The following is a 12,986-nucleotide window of genomic DNA, read 5'->3' on the forward strand; positions in this document are numbered from 1 at the left end:
CTTTTTTTTATTCGAATAGTTTATTCATTTTAGTATCTAATCGCTTTCTAATTTTATCTGTCAGAGGTTTAGAATTACCCATAAACTGACGTTTTGGTATAGTCAAAGTACGGTTTATTTCTTTCTTTTTTGTAAGTGCTAAGCCTCTCCAACTTGGTTTTTTTGTTTCGTAAAACTTAGCCCACGCAAACTTTCTCATTTTTGGAGTTATGGAAATAGTTTGTTCTATTTCTGCGCCTTCATTGTGAGCCTGTGCATATTTGACAGGTGTGCCAATAACAACTTTATTTGTAGTTATGCTTTTAGCTTCCAAACTTCGTCTTAATATCCCACTTCCTTTTCCAATTAAAGTTCCTCTATTAGAATCACTTTTTGAGCCGTCATTTTTTTTTCGTTCTTCCCAACTCTTAAACGTTCCTTTTTCGTCTGTAAATCCTTGTTTATCCCAAGAATCATCAAAAGTCTGCAAGGCATCATTAGCTACCAATCTAGGAAAGTCTTTTACTAGATACTTCTTTAGTTCGGCTTGTTTTTTGGCTATATCGTTACCTAAATGTTTTATATCTCGTTTTTTCATAATTGAAAATTTTTCTATGAAGATAACAAAAAGCTGTAACTTATTCAATAATTATGGCTTTTTGTTATATAACATTAATTACAAATATTTCTATCTACATATTGCTTGTTGCCACCTGAATCAATATAATAGCAACCTCCTCTAGGGCCACGATAATATTTTCTTCCTGTATTTATATTATTTTGCTGTCTTTCCTGTTCTTTAGCAAGTCTTCGTAATTCTTTCGCTTCTTCTTCGGAAACTGTCTTGCTAACTGAGGTAAACATGGATTTCTTAGCACTCTGTATGTCGGCATAAGGAACAGTAATTTTATCTAAGTCGTTTACTAAATATTCAGATAATACATATCCTGTTATATCATCTACTTTTATCTCAACATATCCGTTTACTTTTGTAGTATCTAAAACTTTGATATAACTACATAAACTAACTTTTCCTAACTGTTTACTATTATTTTGAGCTGTTTCTAGTATTTGTAAATCTTCTTTATTTACGAAATGATAACCACGTACTCGGTTTTGATATTCTTTTTCTTCACTTGCTTTTTTTAGGCTATCAACTCTTTTTCGCTGATTTTCTAATTCATCTAATTTTCTTTTTTTTTCAGCTTCTCGCTCTTCTTTTACTCTTTTTTTCTCATAAGATTGATAAAATTCAGATTCGCTTTCATAACTAGCTACTAGCCAATCTCTATCTATTGCTCTTATTCTACTAATATCTTGTCTTATTCTATCTACGTTTTCAATAGACATTTTAGATTTATAACGAGTGTAAGCTGTTTGTAAACCGTTTTGAGCTTCTATAATAGAATTTTTTGCATCGCTTTTGATTTTATCAATAGGAACTCGCATCATTATCAGTTCTAAACCTTCCGATGTGGTTTCCTTTATAGTGTACTGTTCAGCTAATTTACTTTTTTTATTAGCTTTAGCATCTTTGGCAAATTTTTTTCCTAGTTTTAAGCCATCATTTAGACTTATTTGAGCATTTGAAACATAGGAAAATGAAAGCAAGGCTAGTAATAAGCCTACTTTTAGGTAGTTTAAAGTATTCATTATTGTATTAGATAGGATGTTTTTAATAGCAGGATGTTTTTATCCTATCACAATAATACTTCTTTTTACAAGAAAAACAAAAACGGTTTTCTAAGAAATTAGAAAGCCGTTTTTGTTTTACTCTTCTTTTTTTGGAATAACAATATTAGCAACATTTTTAAGAAAAGAAGTAACTTTTTTTAGTGTCGTTCCTTCGGAATAGCTACTTTTTTTAACATCAAAAATGCGTGCCGTTTTTCCTACATTTTCCTCAAAGCCTTCTTTTGGTTGTGGAAGGTCTTTAGGTAATTTTGTTTCTGTTCCTTCTTCTAATTGTATTACATAACATCTACAATTATAAGCTAATGGCGCATAATGAGTGTTCCAAAATGAATCATCTACTTTTCGAATAATATTATGTAATCGTTTATGTTCTCCACGTACTGCCTTATCGTTTTGGGTTTTAAACTGTAAGTAAGGAAACAAATCTTTATCTCTTTGGATTTGCTGCCATTTCTTTGCAGCTTGTGCACTGGCTACGGAAGTGTTGTATTCTGCCCTTAGCCAATTTTTGTTATAGTTATCTAACAAAGGATTTACGGCTTTTTGAAATTCTGAAAAGGTGCGAAGTTGTCCATTTTCGTCTGTCAGTTGTTCGGCAAGTTTCGCACCGATTGAATGCGTTTTGAAGGCTGCAAAAACACTTTGGTTGTATGATAATTCATTGTAAAATGCTTTATCAGAGTCTGGTATGTTTTCGTAGCCTTCACTAATTGCAGCTTGTAAAATCTCATTATAAATACGAAATACAGATTTTGAAATTTCGCCTTTCTTTAGTTTTCCTTCAAAGATTTGCTTTATGAAACTTGCTAGATTGATGTCAAATTCTGCTTTGTCATCGTCTTTTAAGGTACAACAATCATCCGAATTAGTCGGTAGTATAATTGTACCGAAAGACTTTTTTACAGATAGTTCGTTATCTGTTTTTTGTTCCTTCTTTTTTTCTTCGGTTGTGTTTGGGCTGTCTTTTTTTTGTTCTTTTTCCTTTTCAGGCATAACAAAACGAAACTCACAACCTTCTAAAGGATAACCATGAGAAACCAAAAACGGAATTAGATTATAGGTAATTAGACTTTCTGTATAACGCATATCAGCATCTACAATGTCGTTTAGCATTCGTTCGTGTAACTCTGCCGTACCTACAAAAGCCTTTTCATCGGTTGTTCCTGTTCCACCAGCAATTAGTTTTGAAATTTCTTCATTACAGAATTTTATCAATTCAGAAAAAGTTTGATATGCACCTTGACCACTATTTGCCTCAATGTACTCTATCATATTTCTATCTTTACTACCAAAAATACCGTAACCATTTGCACCCATATTTGTAAGCATATTTTGATACTCGTCTAGCAATTCTTTGTCTTGCTCATCAGTAAAAAGAGCAATAAATGGCTGTCCAAATTTCTCGCATTTTATACTCCAATCTTCTAAAGAGTAGGTTTTTCGTATTGCTTGTGGTGTTGCTTTTGCTAACAAACCAAAATCACCGTTATTTACTTCAAACAAAAAAGCGTTTTCCTTTACTTTTTTATCTCTGTAATCGTAACCTCTTTGGTCGGAAAGATTAAAATAAATAACACCATCACTTGGCGAAACATGTTGTCTTGGTATAAGGTGTACTTCTGTAAATTCGCCTTGGTCATTCATACTAGAAAACTCTACCAAAGAATTGCCAAAGAAAAGGGCATCTAAAGACAAATCAATAAAATCATAGAAAAACGGTTTTTGAACTAATTTTGTCTTTTCATCATTGATTTTTTCATTCTCAAAAATGGCAAACTTTTGTTTCAAAACTTTCTGTTTTCTATTATAAATTTGAGCAGATAAATGACAGTCAAATAAAGCTACTTCGTACTGGTCTATTAAAGCATTCCATTTTGGTTTATCAAATTTTTTAGCTAATTCAAGAGCTTGTTTAAACTCCTTCATCCCTAAAGTTACAGCTACTGGCTTGCTTTTGATACGATAACGAAAGCCTTTTTTTTCTTCTTTATCCCTATCAGAAAGCGTTGTCATTTGGTTTTTTTCTAAAGTAGAAATACCAAACAAGGATTTTAATTTTTGTAACATAATTGTAAGTTTTATCTACTTCTTAATGGTTGTGAACCCCAACGGAAAGTAGTTTTAGTGTTTCCGTTTTCGTCAGTAAGTTTTGGTAAATCAGGGTTTAATAATCCTTTGTTTACCTTATTTAGCCAGTTTATGGCAGCTTCATATCTTATACCTCTTAATTCAATGTTTTGCTTCGGTATGTTGCGTGCGCCTGTATGGTAGATTACCATATCTACCAAATACATTACTATCAACCTGTGCCTATCATCGCCAGTAGCTGCAAATATTTCTTCCGTATTGTAACGAGTAGATAAATAGCTAATCATCTCCGAGATGCTGGCAGATTCGGCATTGTCTAAAATTAAAGGGTCTTCATTCGTTTGAATGTTCAAAATCATAGTCATTATTTGAACATCAAAATCAGTTTCTAGTAAGAATTGCATAGTTATTTATCTAAAAAATTTACGAATAGATTTAGTAACAAAATTTCCTGTTCTTGGCTTAAAGTCTTTTGCTCTTGCTTTTTGTAACATAGATATTGCACCCTCCACAGCATCAGGCGCATCATCGTGCGCCCCTTTACTCCCAAATGCTAAGAGTTGGTCAATGTAAGTTAAGAAGTCATTATCTTTCTGTTTTTCCTCATTATGATAAATATGAGTATTTTCATAAAGTGGGGACATTGCTTCAATACGACTTTCTTTTGCGCTTTTAGCCTGTTTGTCTGCTCGTATGGCTAATTGATACCCTCGTTTTTTACCTTCAGTAGTGTAGTTTTGGAGGTGCATATCTTGAATAAAATTAGCTTCCATATAATGTTGAGCCGTTGCGCCTTCTGCCAAAATACGTTCGTGTAAATCGTAATGATAACTTACCATATCATTAATAGACTTTCTTTGCCGAACCCATAAATCAATCAAATCATACGTGCCATCAGTTCGCAAACCAATAGTTGCAATGGCTTTATAATCTGCCGTTTTGGTAGCTTTAAAACTTGGGTCACAATAAGAAACAATAGCTCGGTAATCTTTTAGAGGTAGAATTTTACGCCACGCAATCCAATCTTTTTTGAAGGTATTGCCTTCTGTTATTGGTGTGTTTTGGTACTCGGTCATAAAGGCGTTTGTACCAATATCTTTTCTAAGTTGTGTATAATATGCTTTTGTATATTTTGCTTTCCATGATGGATTGCCTTTATCATCTAAAGCATTTACTTTTGAGTGTTTCCAATGTGGATTCCGTTCTACTAATTTTGCTAAAATCCCTTTTTCTGAAATCCTATTATTTACAAAGGCAAAACGTGCCGTTCCTATATCCATAGAAGGAATTAACGCTCTCAAAATCCATTGTACAACTTCCTCTACTCGTATTTCATTTCTGCATAATTCTTCATAATCCAAATCATCACAGATAATAAAATCTGGGCGTTTGCTTCCTTTTCTCAATCCCCTTGGAGATTGTCCCATTCCCAACGCCATAAATGAAATACCGTTTTTAGTAGTAAAATCAGAATCAGACCAGTTTCCGTGTGAATGTTGCTTACCAAAATCTTCTATAAAACGTTCATTGTATTGCAATTCAGCTTGTAAACCTTGTAAAAGTATCGTTGCGCTGGTTTGGTTTTTACCTACTAAAACAAGCGTATTTATTTGTTTCTCATCTTGAATCATTAACCATAAAGGAATAAACAAATCTACGTGCGTACTTTTTGCCAAAGCTCTTGACCACTCTACAATAATTTTTATTTGTTTGTCCTCTAAAAATTGATTGGCTAGTTTGTTATGAAAAGGAGCGTTGGGAACTAACTCATCTTTTTCATTCAAGCAATAGTGTTCAAAATAATACTCACAAAAATAAGAGTAGTCCTTTTTGGCTCTCTCTATTCTCTCTTTTTTCTTTTTTTCGTTTGTGGGTTTTGCTTGTATTTTTTTTGTACGCTCTACAATAGCCGACCAACTTTCACGTAATTTTAATTTTTCAGCTTCTTTCATGGCGTTCGCTTGTCAAGTAAATAATAAAATCAGAATAGATGTTTTGAATTAACTCAGCCGTTTCATTCGTTTGAGTTTCGTACAAGAATAATATAAATTCTTGTCCTACCTGTTCAAATGCAATAGCTGGAATCCTATCTTCTAATCTTTTGATAGAAGCTGTTACTTTTGAAATTTTATCTTCATCATAATCTTTATCACTCATTCCTGACAAGCGAAAAAATCTAGCGTATAAATTACACAAGCCATCAAAACGCATCTTACTAATATTGCCTTTTGCTTTTTTTGCATCATCCCACTCTCCTTTTTCTCTCCATGTAGAAATTGTGTTTTCAGAAACCGAGAACTTTTCGGCTATTTCTTTACCACTTAAATTAGCATTAACGAAAAGTATTTTAGCAACATCTTGTTTATCCATTGTGAAAACCGTTTAACTACTGTTTAATTTCTTTTAGAATGCAAAATTATTTTGCACTTGGTAAAATGGATAGCTAAGAAATTGGAACGCTTAAAGGGCTATTTATGGCGTTTTCTAATTTTGTTAGTTTTTGCTCAATTTCTATGACTCTATTATATTCTTGTTCTGCCATATTTAGTAGGTGTAAAAGTATTTCATTGTTCTTTGTACGCCCAGCCGAAATAGAATATATTTTTTCAGGAGAACAACCAAACTCATTTGCTACTATTTTAGCATATCCACGAGGTAATAGTTCTTTCAAATTGATTCTTTCCAAAAATTGACTAAAAGGTAATTCCATAGCTAGTATCATTTGCTAACAAATTTAGGTAAGTAGGTAAAGTTTTGCTAATCCATTACGAATAACAACAAGAATAACTAATAATATAAGCAATTTACCAATTTTATACGATTTTGTAAATAAAAATGCGAAAGTAATCCCTTTACTTTGCTATCTCAATTAGTAGTTAGATGATAAACTAAGCAACGCATAAATGAAAAAACTAATTCTTTCCGATGAATCTATCAATAGTTATGGCTATCGTGTCCTAACAAAAGGCATTGATTTAACAGCCTACAAAAAGAATCCTATCGTATTGTACAATCACAATCGTTATCAAGGCTTAGTAGGAAAAGGGATTGATGTTGCTATTGTTGGTAATCAGTTAGTAGCTAAGGATATTGAATTTTATGAGGGAAATAATTATGCTGCTGATATAAAAAGAAAATTTGATGAAGGCTTTTTAAATGCCTTCTCAATAGGTATTCAAATTTTGGAAACGTCAGACGACCCAAAGGATTTAGCAAAAGGTCAGCGTTATGCAACGGTAACAAAATGTAAGTTAGTAGAATTTTCTATTGTAGAAATGCCTAGCAACTCAAATGCTGTTCGCCTGTACGATGAAAATATGCAAGAGCTTAGTATGTCAGACTTAACTATTTTATCCAACCCACTAGACACGGTAGATTTAGCTTTACCCAAAGTAGAGGAACAAACCAAAAATTTAATTTCAATGGAAAAATTACTTCAAAAATTAGGTTTAGCATCAAATGCTACCGAAACACAGGCGATTGAAGCATTTGATAAATTACAAAATGAGCTTACTCAAAAACTTAGCGCAACTACTCAAAAAGTAATTGAAAAGTATGTGAAGTTTGATAGTGAAGAGAAAAAGAAGGCGTTTGCTACTTTGGCAGCTATTGACTTTGATTCTGCTCTGTCGCTTTTGGGAGATACAACTTCTGAAAAAACAGAAGGCAAGAAAGAAGAAAGTAAAAAAACAGAAATCCCAACACTTTCTCTTTTAGATGCTATTAAGCAATTACAGACAGGAAATACACAAGAAAAAACGGCTTTACTTTCTTGGGATGATTACCAAACAAATGACCCTAAAGGTTTGCAAGAATTACAAGCTAATGACTTTGAGAAATTTAGCAAACTCTATGAAGGTAAGTTTGGAGTGCCAGCACCTAAATAATTAAAAGCCTTTTTTTTACTCAAAAATATCCCACTTACTTTTTTTTACTTTCTCATTTGACTTTATAAATTATGCCAGTACATAAAGAACTATTTACAGCCGAAGTATTGCGAGTTTTAAAGCACTCTACTTCTTTTCTTGCCGTTATTCCTGATAAGTCTTCACTCGTAAAAGACAATGCAACTATTCATATTAATGATATTGGATTAGAACCCGAAGTGCTTATCAATAACAGCACTTATCCAATTCCAGTAGTAGATTATGATGACGATGATATTGTTATCTCTTTAGATAAGTTTGATACAAAAAATACACGAGTTAGAGAGGAACAACTTTATGCGGTTACCTATGATGTAATGGGTGAGGTTACTGATGCTCACGGAAATGCTTTAGACCAATCACACGCAAAAAAGGCAGCTCACGCCTTAGCACCAGCAGCAAATACCACGGCAACACCTATTGTAGAGGCAACAGGTGGAACGGATAACGGAACAATAGAAAGAAAGTCTATTACTAAAAAAGACATCATTTCCCTTAAAAAATTATTTGACCTTTTGGGTGTTCCTACTGAAAATCGCTATTTAGTTTTGCACCCTGAACACGTTGCACAACTTTTAGAATTGGATAATGCCTTTTCTCTACAATACACAAATACAAAAGAAGGTACTGTTTTGAAACTCTATGGATTCAATATTTTAGAGTATTCTTTCAATCCTGTTTACAATGCTAGTAATGTAAAACTAGACTTTAATGCAGCTTTGGGAGATACTGATTCATACTGTTCTTTTGCTTTCTATGCACCTGATACATTCAAAGGAATGACAGAGCCAACGATGCACTACCGAGAAGCTGCCATTGACCCTGAGCAACGTGCAAACACGGCAGGTTTTAGAAATCGTTTTATTGCCTTGCCTTTGAAACAACGTGCTATTGGTGCAATAGTTTCTAAGCCTATCGCCTAATCATTCACTAAATAAATAGCATTTAACAAGTGTGTAAATGCTATTTATTCAAAATTCTCACTTATTATGTTTCCTTTGACGATGTTTTTAACACAAATACAACTTACTGCTGGCGATTGGATAACACTAGCAGGTATTGCTTTTATCGCCGTTGGTGGATGGTTTACTTTTAAAGGGAAACTTGAGCAACTTGAAAAAGACTTTACTAACAAGGTAGGCGATTTGAAAGAATATAATATTGCACTTACTAGACTTAATGTAACGGTTACGGTAATGCAGGAAACTTTCAATATTACAAAGATAGTAGAGGAACGGCTTACTAACAACACTAAAGAAATTGTTGCTCAACTTGAAAAAAACAATATAAACAATACGGCAAAAACCGAGCAAACTAATAAGTATTTAGAGCGTATTGCTAAGTCTTTAGAGGATAAAAAGTAAAATTTCAATTTTCAATCTGTATTTATTTAGTATTCATTTATTCATTTCAAATAACTTTCAACCGTTATGAAAAACTATTTTAAAATTCTATTTATTGCACTAATTAGTGTAATAGGTTTAGTAAGTTGTCTAACAACCGAAGAAACACAACGTATCAAAATTGCACCTACTGAAAAAGTAGAAATCGCACCTGTACAAGATACGATTTATGAAAGCGTACAAGAGTACAATCATACATCTCAAAACGAAAATCACACCAATAGGAATATTGGATTTGGTCTTATGTTTTTTGCTATGGCTGCTACTAGCGTAAATATTAGGGTAGGTGGATTTAAAGCATTTTGGACAAACTTTATTTTTAGTTCTGCTGAAAAGATAGCCGAACAATTTTTGGATAAGTTCAAATACGACTATATGATTCTCTTTACAGTAGCCAAAAAACTGATACTTGCATTAGTGGATAAAGACCCAAATAATGGCGCACAAGTACAGGCTATTTTTGAAGAACATGGAGATGACCTTGTAAAACTATTATTCCAAATTTTTGGAGATAGACTGGCTGCAAAGTTTGCTAAAAACACTCATCTATCAGAAGAAGAGAAGCAAATGGCACTTGCTCAAAAAGAAGTAATGCAGCTTACCTACGACAATGCCGAAAGTTCTGATTTTAGTAATGTACTTGCAACTGCTCTGCTTGAAAAAAAAAGCGAGTACCCGAACTTACACAACCTAACAAACCCAACAGTTTAGAGGTAAAGGAGCAGGAAGAGCCAAAAGAAGAAAAAGAATTGGAGTCTGAAGATACGGATTTAATTATTCGTCTTTTCAGGTTTCAACAAACTAAAAACACAACTTTATCAACCCTCTCTGTAGGTGGTAGAACTTGGTTTGTTTTAGAAGATGCACTTCGTAAAAACAAGATAAAAGGAAAGACAGCTATCCCAGCAGGTAGATATGAAATAAAACTTCGTGAAGAGGGTAGGATACATCTAAATTATCTTAAAAAGTTTGGCAAGAATTGGCATAAAGGAACATTACACATACAAGATATACCTAACTATTTGTGGGTTCTTATTCACATAGGAAATGATAAAGAAGATACAGAAGGTTGTCCTTTGACAGGCAAAACTTGGGGGAGAGATAAGAATGGAGACTTTGAGGTATACAACTCAACAGATGCTTACAAAGAATTTTATCCTATTCCAACGAACTGGCTTTTATCAGGAAAAAGAGTATTTATAGACATTGTAAACGACATGGATTTAGTTTATTATGATTAAAGAATTATACAAAGCCCTCTCTGAAAAACTAGCAACGATTACGGAATTAAAGTCAATAGACTTATTCCGTAATCAGTTCGCTACTTGGGGACAAGAAACGGTTTATGATTTTCCTTTGGCTTTTTTAGAGTTTGATTGCTCTTTCGATAATACAACTCAAAACACTCAAAAAGGAACAGCAACTATCAAAGTTCATATTGCTACTTCTTTCATTGGAGATACAAGAAAAGGAAGTGCGACACAAGAAACGGCTTTACAATGTTTTGATATTGCTCAAACGGTTCACGAGAATTTGCAGGGTTTTGAAGGAACTTTTTTTGGTTCTTTAAGCCGTACAAGATTGAATCAAGATCAAAACCCTAATGCTGTCTATGTAATCGTACAAGACTATGAATGTGAATTTGTAGATACAAGTACAGATACGGCAAAAGATAGAATTGAGGCAAACCCTGATATTCTATTAAATACAACTACAACACCAACACGGATTGTCAGAATAGATAATCCTAATTCATAAAAAGTTATGGCAGAAATTATTTTTGAAAGAACAGATGGAAATCTTGGAAGGCTACCAGCTTCGGAAGATGCTACTTCGGGTCTATTAATTTACGATTTGGATACAACAGAAACACGAATTGTAACTACCAATGTGAAAGATGCCGAAACACAGCTTGGCACAACACTTTGGGGAAAATATAAACAGTTCGTAATTGATTTTTTCAGTTTACAGCCGAGTGCAACGCTTTATATAGATATTCATGAGCCTACTGTTTTTCCGACTTTTTCGGAGATTATAGAGCTTCAAAGATTTGCAGAAGGAAAAATTAGACAATTAGGAATTGTATTGATTGGCGATGTTGATTATGAAATGTTTACTACTTCTATTGAAGTAACACAGGCTCATATTTCAACAATTCAAACACAGGCTGATGCGCTTCGTGCCGAAAATATGCCTTTGCAAATTATCTATGCAGGTCATACCAATTTTTTTGCTACACTTTCAAGTTTTCCTGACTGCCGTACTTTTTCAAGTTCTGATGTTTCGGTTTGTATTGTTGCACCTCAAAAAGTTATTACAGGCGATACGCTTACGAATACTATTTTTGTTCCTCGTGTTGGTATTGCGCTTGGAGCAACGGCTTACTCAAAAGTAAACGAGAATATCGGTTGGGTGGAAAATATCAATGTAGGTAATTTGGAAGGTATGAATTCCCCTCAAATTGCTATTAATAGTCTTACTACTTCTATTGTAGGATTAACAACAACAGATTTGAACACGCTTACTGAAAAAGGGTACATTTTCGTAAGAAAATACACAGGTCTTAGTGGTTCGTACTTGAATGATTCGCCAACGGCAACGGCTCTCACTTCTGATTTTGCTTACATTGAAAACAACCGAACACTTGACAAGGCAATCCGACAAACTAGAATTTTACTATTGCCTTCTTTGAATGCACCTGTTTATCTAAATCCTGACGGTACGCTTACGGCAAAAGATATAAGTCGTCTTAGTGTTACATCTCGCAAAGCTCTTGAGCAAATGCAGCGAGATGGGGAAGTGTCAAATTTTAGCATTTTCATTGACCCAAATCAAAACGTACTTTCTGCTTCTGAAATTCAGATTGAAATGAGTGTGCAGCCTGTGGGTGTTGCAAGGCAACTAAAAGTGAAAATTGGTTTTACTGCAAATGTAGCTTAGTTAATCAATTAAAAATTACGAATTAGAAATTACGATAATTTATTTTATCATTTTATATAAAAAACTATGGCAACTCCACTTATAAACGGTAACCTATACGGTTGGGCAAACATTGAATTTAATGTTGCTGGTCTTGATGTTTACGGTGTTACAAGTATTGAATATACAGAAGAAGAAGAAACGGAAATGATTTACGGTGCAGGTAATCGCCCTGTTGGTAGAGCAAAAGGAAATATCACTTCGGAAGGCTCGGTAACCCTACAAATGGAGGAAATACAACGCCTTCAAGATATTTCTAGCACAGGAAGATTGCAAGATGTTGAGCCATTTTCTGTAATCGTTTCATATCTAAAAAAAAATGGAGATACCGTAACCGATACATTACGAGAATGTGTATTTACAAATAATGGGCGTTCTGCTGGTCAGAATGATAAATCTATTGAGCAAGATTTAACCTTGTCGGTTGGTTTTATTGAATGGAACGGTAAGGCTATCGTTTAAATTCTATCCTAAAAATCATTCTCAAAAACACGTTTTAAAATCATTTCAAACACCTTTTAAACTCTATTTGTAAAATGGCAACTAAAGAAGAAAAAGCAGAACTAAATAAAGTAGATACTGCATTAGAGAAACTGGAAAAAGAACTTAAATCTACCTATGGAACGGTTTATAAAATCACAATAGTACCAAACGAAGATGTAAAAACGACTAAAGAATTTTTAGTTGGTTATTTCAAAGGTTTGGATTTTAAAACAGCTTCTGTTGTGGCGAAATTATCAGTTTCAGACCCTTTGTCAGCTGCTAAAATTTTAGCTCAAAACACAATTATCAAAGAACATTCAGATAGTGAAATTTTAGATAATTGGCAGGCTACAGTTTCGGCTGGTCAGGAGTTACAAAGACTTGTAGAGTTCCCAAACGCATCAGCAGCGAAACTTTAAGAGTTTCGCCAAAG

The 12,986-nt window shown here is 33.6% G+C and carries 16 protein-coding genes; 9 read left to right on the forward strand and 7 right to left on the reverse strand.

From position 1 onward, the window contains the following. Window positions 1–7 precede the first annotated feature (7 nt). The 7 genes from V9L05_RS19900 to V9L05_RS19930 form a co-directional block, all read right to left on the reverse strand. Entirely contained in the window at window positions 8–577 is a 570-nt protein-coding gene (locus V9L05_RS19900) for a phage virion morphogenesis protein (RefSeq protein WP_338813639.1), read from the reverse strand. A gap of 74 nt (window positions 578–651) precedes the next feature. Next, window positions 652–1,632 (reverse strand): hypothetical protein, encoded by a 981-nt coding sequence (locus tag V9L05_RS19905; RefSeq protein WP_338813640.1) that lies wholly within the window; start codon window positions 1,630–1,632, stop codon window positions 652–654. A gap of 117 nt (window positions 1,633–1,749) precedes the next feature. Then, a complete protein-coding gene (locus V9L05_RS19910; RefSeq protein WP_338813641.1) occupies window positions 1,750–3,741 on the reverse strand; it encodes a DUF935 family protein in 1,992 nt (663 codons plus the stop codon). An 11-nt stretch (window positions 3,742–3,752) separates the two neighbouring features. Further along, window positions 3,753–4,166: a phage protein Gp36 family protein gene (locus V9L05_RS19915; RefSeq protein ID WP_338813642.1), complete on the reverse strand. Its 414-nt coding sequence runs from the start codon at window positions 4,164–4,166 to the stop codon at window positions 3,753–3,755. 6 nt (window positions 4,167–4,172) lie between these two features. After that, entirely contained in the window at window positions 4,173–5,714 is a 1,542-nt protein-coding gene (locus tag V9L05_RS19920) for a hypothetical protein (protein WP_338813643.1), read from the reverse strand. Then, a complete protein-coding gene (locus V9L05_RS19925; protein WP_338813644.1) occupies window positions 5,701–6,132 on the reverse strand; it encodes a hypothetical protein in 432 nt (143 codons plus the stop codon). Before V9L05_RS19925 ends, V9L05_RS19920 begins: the two co-directional genes overlap by 14 nt. Window positions 6,133–6,205: 73 nt before the next feature. Beyond that, window positions 6,206–6,484: a hypothetical protein gene (locus tag V9L05_RS19930; RefSeq protein ID WP_338813645.1), complete on the reverse strand. Its 279-nt coding sequence runs from the start codon at window positions 6,482–6,484 to the stop codon at window positions 6,206–6,208. 181 nt (window positions 6,485–6,665) lie between these two features. Between V9L05_RS19930 and V9L05_RS19935 the strand changes: the two genes are divergently transcribed. The 9 genes from V9L05_RS19935 to V9L05_RS19975 all read left to right on the forward strand — a co-directional run bounded on the left by V9L05_RS19935 (window position 6,666) and on the right by V9L05_RS19975 (window position 12,972). Continuing rightward, window positions 6,666–7,649, forward strand: a complete 984-nt coding sequence (locus tag V9L05_RS19935) for an HK97 family phage prohead protease (RefSeq protein ID WP_338813646.1) — start codon at window positions 6,666–6,668, stop codon at window positions 7,647–7,649. A 71-nt stretch (window positions 7,650–7,720) separates the two neighbouring features. Continuing rightward, window positions 7,721–8,611: a hypothetical protein gene (locus V9L05_RS19940; RefSeq protein ID WP_338813647.1), complete on the forward strand. Its 891-nt coding sequence runs from the start codon at window positions 7,721–7,723 to the stop codon at window positions 8,609–8,611. 66 nt (window positions 8,612–8,677) lie between these two features. Further along, on the forward strand, window positions 8,678–9,052 hold the full coding sequence (locus tag V9L05_RS19945) for a hypothetical protein (protein WP_338813648.1): 375 nt from the start codon (window positions 8,678–8,680) through the stop codon (window positions 9,050–9,052). A 66-nt stretch (window positions 9,053–9,118) separates the two neighbouring features. Then, window positions 9,119–9,802: a hypothetical protein gene (locus tag V9L05_RS19950; RefSeq protein WP_338813649.1), complete on the forward strand. Its 684-nt coding sequence runs from the start codon at window positions 9,119–9,121 to the stop codon at window positions 9,800–9,802. A 38-nt stretch (window positions 9,803–9,840) separates the two neighbouring features. Beyond that, window positions 9,841–10,332: a DUF5675 family protein gene (locus V9L05_RS19955; protein ID WP_338813650.1), complete on the forward strand. Its 492-nt coding sequence runs from the start codon at window positions 9,841–9,843 to the stop codon at window positions 10,330–10,332. Beyond that, window positions 10,325–10,849, forward strand: a complete 525-nt coding sequence (locus V9L05_RS19960; protein WP_338813651.1) for a hypothetical protein — start codon at window positions 10,325–10,327, stop codon at window positions 10,847–10,849. The genes V9L05_RS19955 and V9L05_RS19960 overlap by 8 nt, the downstream gene beginning before the upstream one ends. 6 nt (window positions 10,850–10,855) lie before the next feature. Continuing rightward, entirely contained in the window at window positions 10,856–12,031 is a 1,176-nt protein-coding gene (locus V9L05_RS19965; RefSeq protein ID WP_338813652.1) for a DUF2586 family protein, read from the forward strand. A 66-nt stretch (window positions 12,032–12,097) separates the two neighbouring features. Beyond that, a complete protein-coding gene (locus V9L05_RS19970) occupies window positions 12,098–12,532 on the forward strand; it encodes a hypothetical protein (protein WP_338813653.1) in 435 nt (144 codons plus the stop codon). Window positions 12,533–12,606: 74 nt separating this feature from the next. After that, window positions 12,607–12,972, forward strand: coding sequence for a hypothetical protein (locus V9L05_RS19975; protein WP_338813654.1), 366 nt, complete (start codon window positions 12,607–12,609; stop codon window positions 12,970–12,972). The last annotated feature ends 14 nt before the right edge of the window (window positions 12,973–12,986 follow it).

Source organism: Bernardetia sp. Wsw4-3y2, assembly GCF_037126295.1.
Lineage (GTDB): Bacteria > Bacteroidota > Bacteroidia > Cytophagales > Bernardetiaceae > Bernardetia.

What these genes read in the sequence shown, in the direction of transcription:
- V9L05_RS19900 (WP_338813639.1), bottom strand. Translation starts at nt 577, where the DNA reads ATGAAAAAACGAGATATAAAACATTTAGGTAACGATATAGCCAAAAAA.
- V9L05_RS19905 (WP_338813640.1), bottom strand. Translation starts at nt 1,632, where the DNA reads ATGAATACTTTAAACTACCTAAAAGTAGGCTTATTACTAGCCTTGCTT.
- V9L05_RS19910 (WP_338813641.1), bottom strand. Translation starts at nt 3,741, where the DNA reads ATGTTACAAAAATTAAAATCCTTGTTTGGTATTTCTACTTTAGAAAAA.
- V9L05_RS19915 (WP_338813642.1), bottom strand. Translation starts at nt 4,166, where the DNA reads ATGCAATTCTTACTAGAAACTGATTTTGATGTTCAAATAATGACTATG.
- V9L05_RS19920 (WP_338813643.1), bottom strand. Translation starts at nt 5,714, where the DNA reads ATGAAAGAAGCTGAAAAATTAAAATTACGTGAAAGTTGGTCGGCTATT.
- V9L05_RS19925 (WP_338813644.1), bottom strand. Translation starts at nt 6,132, where the DNA reads ATGGATAAACAAGATGTTGCTAAAATACTTTTCGTTAATGCTAATTTA.
- V9L05_RS19930 (WP_338813645.1), bottom strand. Translation starts at nt 6,484, where the DNA reads ATGATACTAGCTATGGAATTACCTTTTAGTCAATTTTTGGAAAGAATC.
- V9L05_RS19935 (WP_338813646.1), top strand. Translation starts at nt 6,666, where the DNA reads ATGAAAAAACTAATTCTTTCCGATGAATCTATCAATAGTTATGGCTAT.
- V9L05_RS19940 (WP_338813647.1), top strand. Translation starts at nt 7,721, where the DNA reads ATGCCAGTACATAAAGAACTATTTACAGCCGAAGTATTGCGAGTTTTA.
- V9L05_RS19945 (WP_338813648.1), top strand. Translation starts at nt 8,678, where the DNA reads ATGTTTCCTTTGACGATGTTTTTAACACAAATACAACTTACTGCTGGC.
- V9L05_RS19950 (WP_338813649.1), top strand. Translation starts at nt 9,119, where the DNA reads ATGAAAAACTATTTTAAAATTCTATTTATTGCACTAATTAGTGTAATA.
- V9L05_RS19960 (WP_338813651.1), top strand. Translation starts at nt 10,325, where the DNA reads ATGATTAAAGAATTATACAAAGCCCTCTCTGAAAAACTAGCAACGATT.
- V9L05_RS19965 (WP_338813652.1), top strand. Translation starts at nt 10,856, where the DNA reads ATGGCAGAAATTATTTTTGAAAGAACAGATGGAAATCTTGGAAGGCTA.
- V9L05_RS19970 (WP_338813653.1), top strand. Translation starts at nt 12,098, where the DNA reads ATGGCAACTCCACTTATAAACGGTAACCTATACGGTTGGGCAAACATT.
- V9L05_RS19975 (WP_338813654.1), top strand. Translation starts at nt 12,607, where the DNA reads ATGGCAACTAAAGAAGAAAAAGCAGAACTAAATAAAGTAGATACTGCA.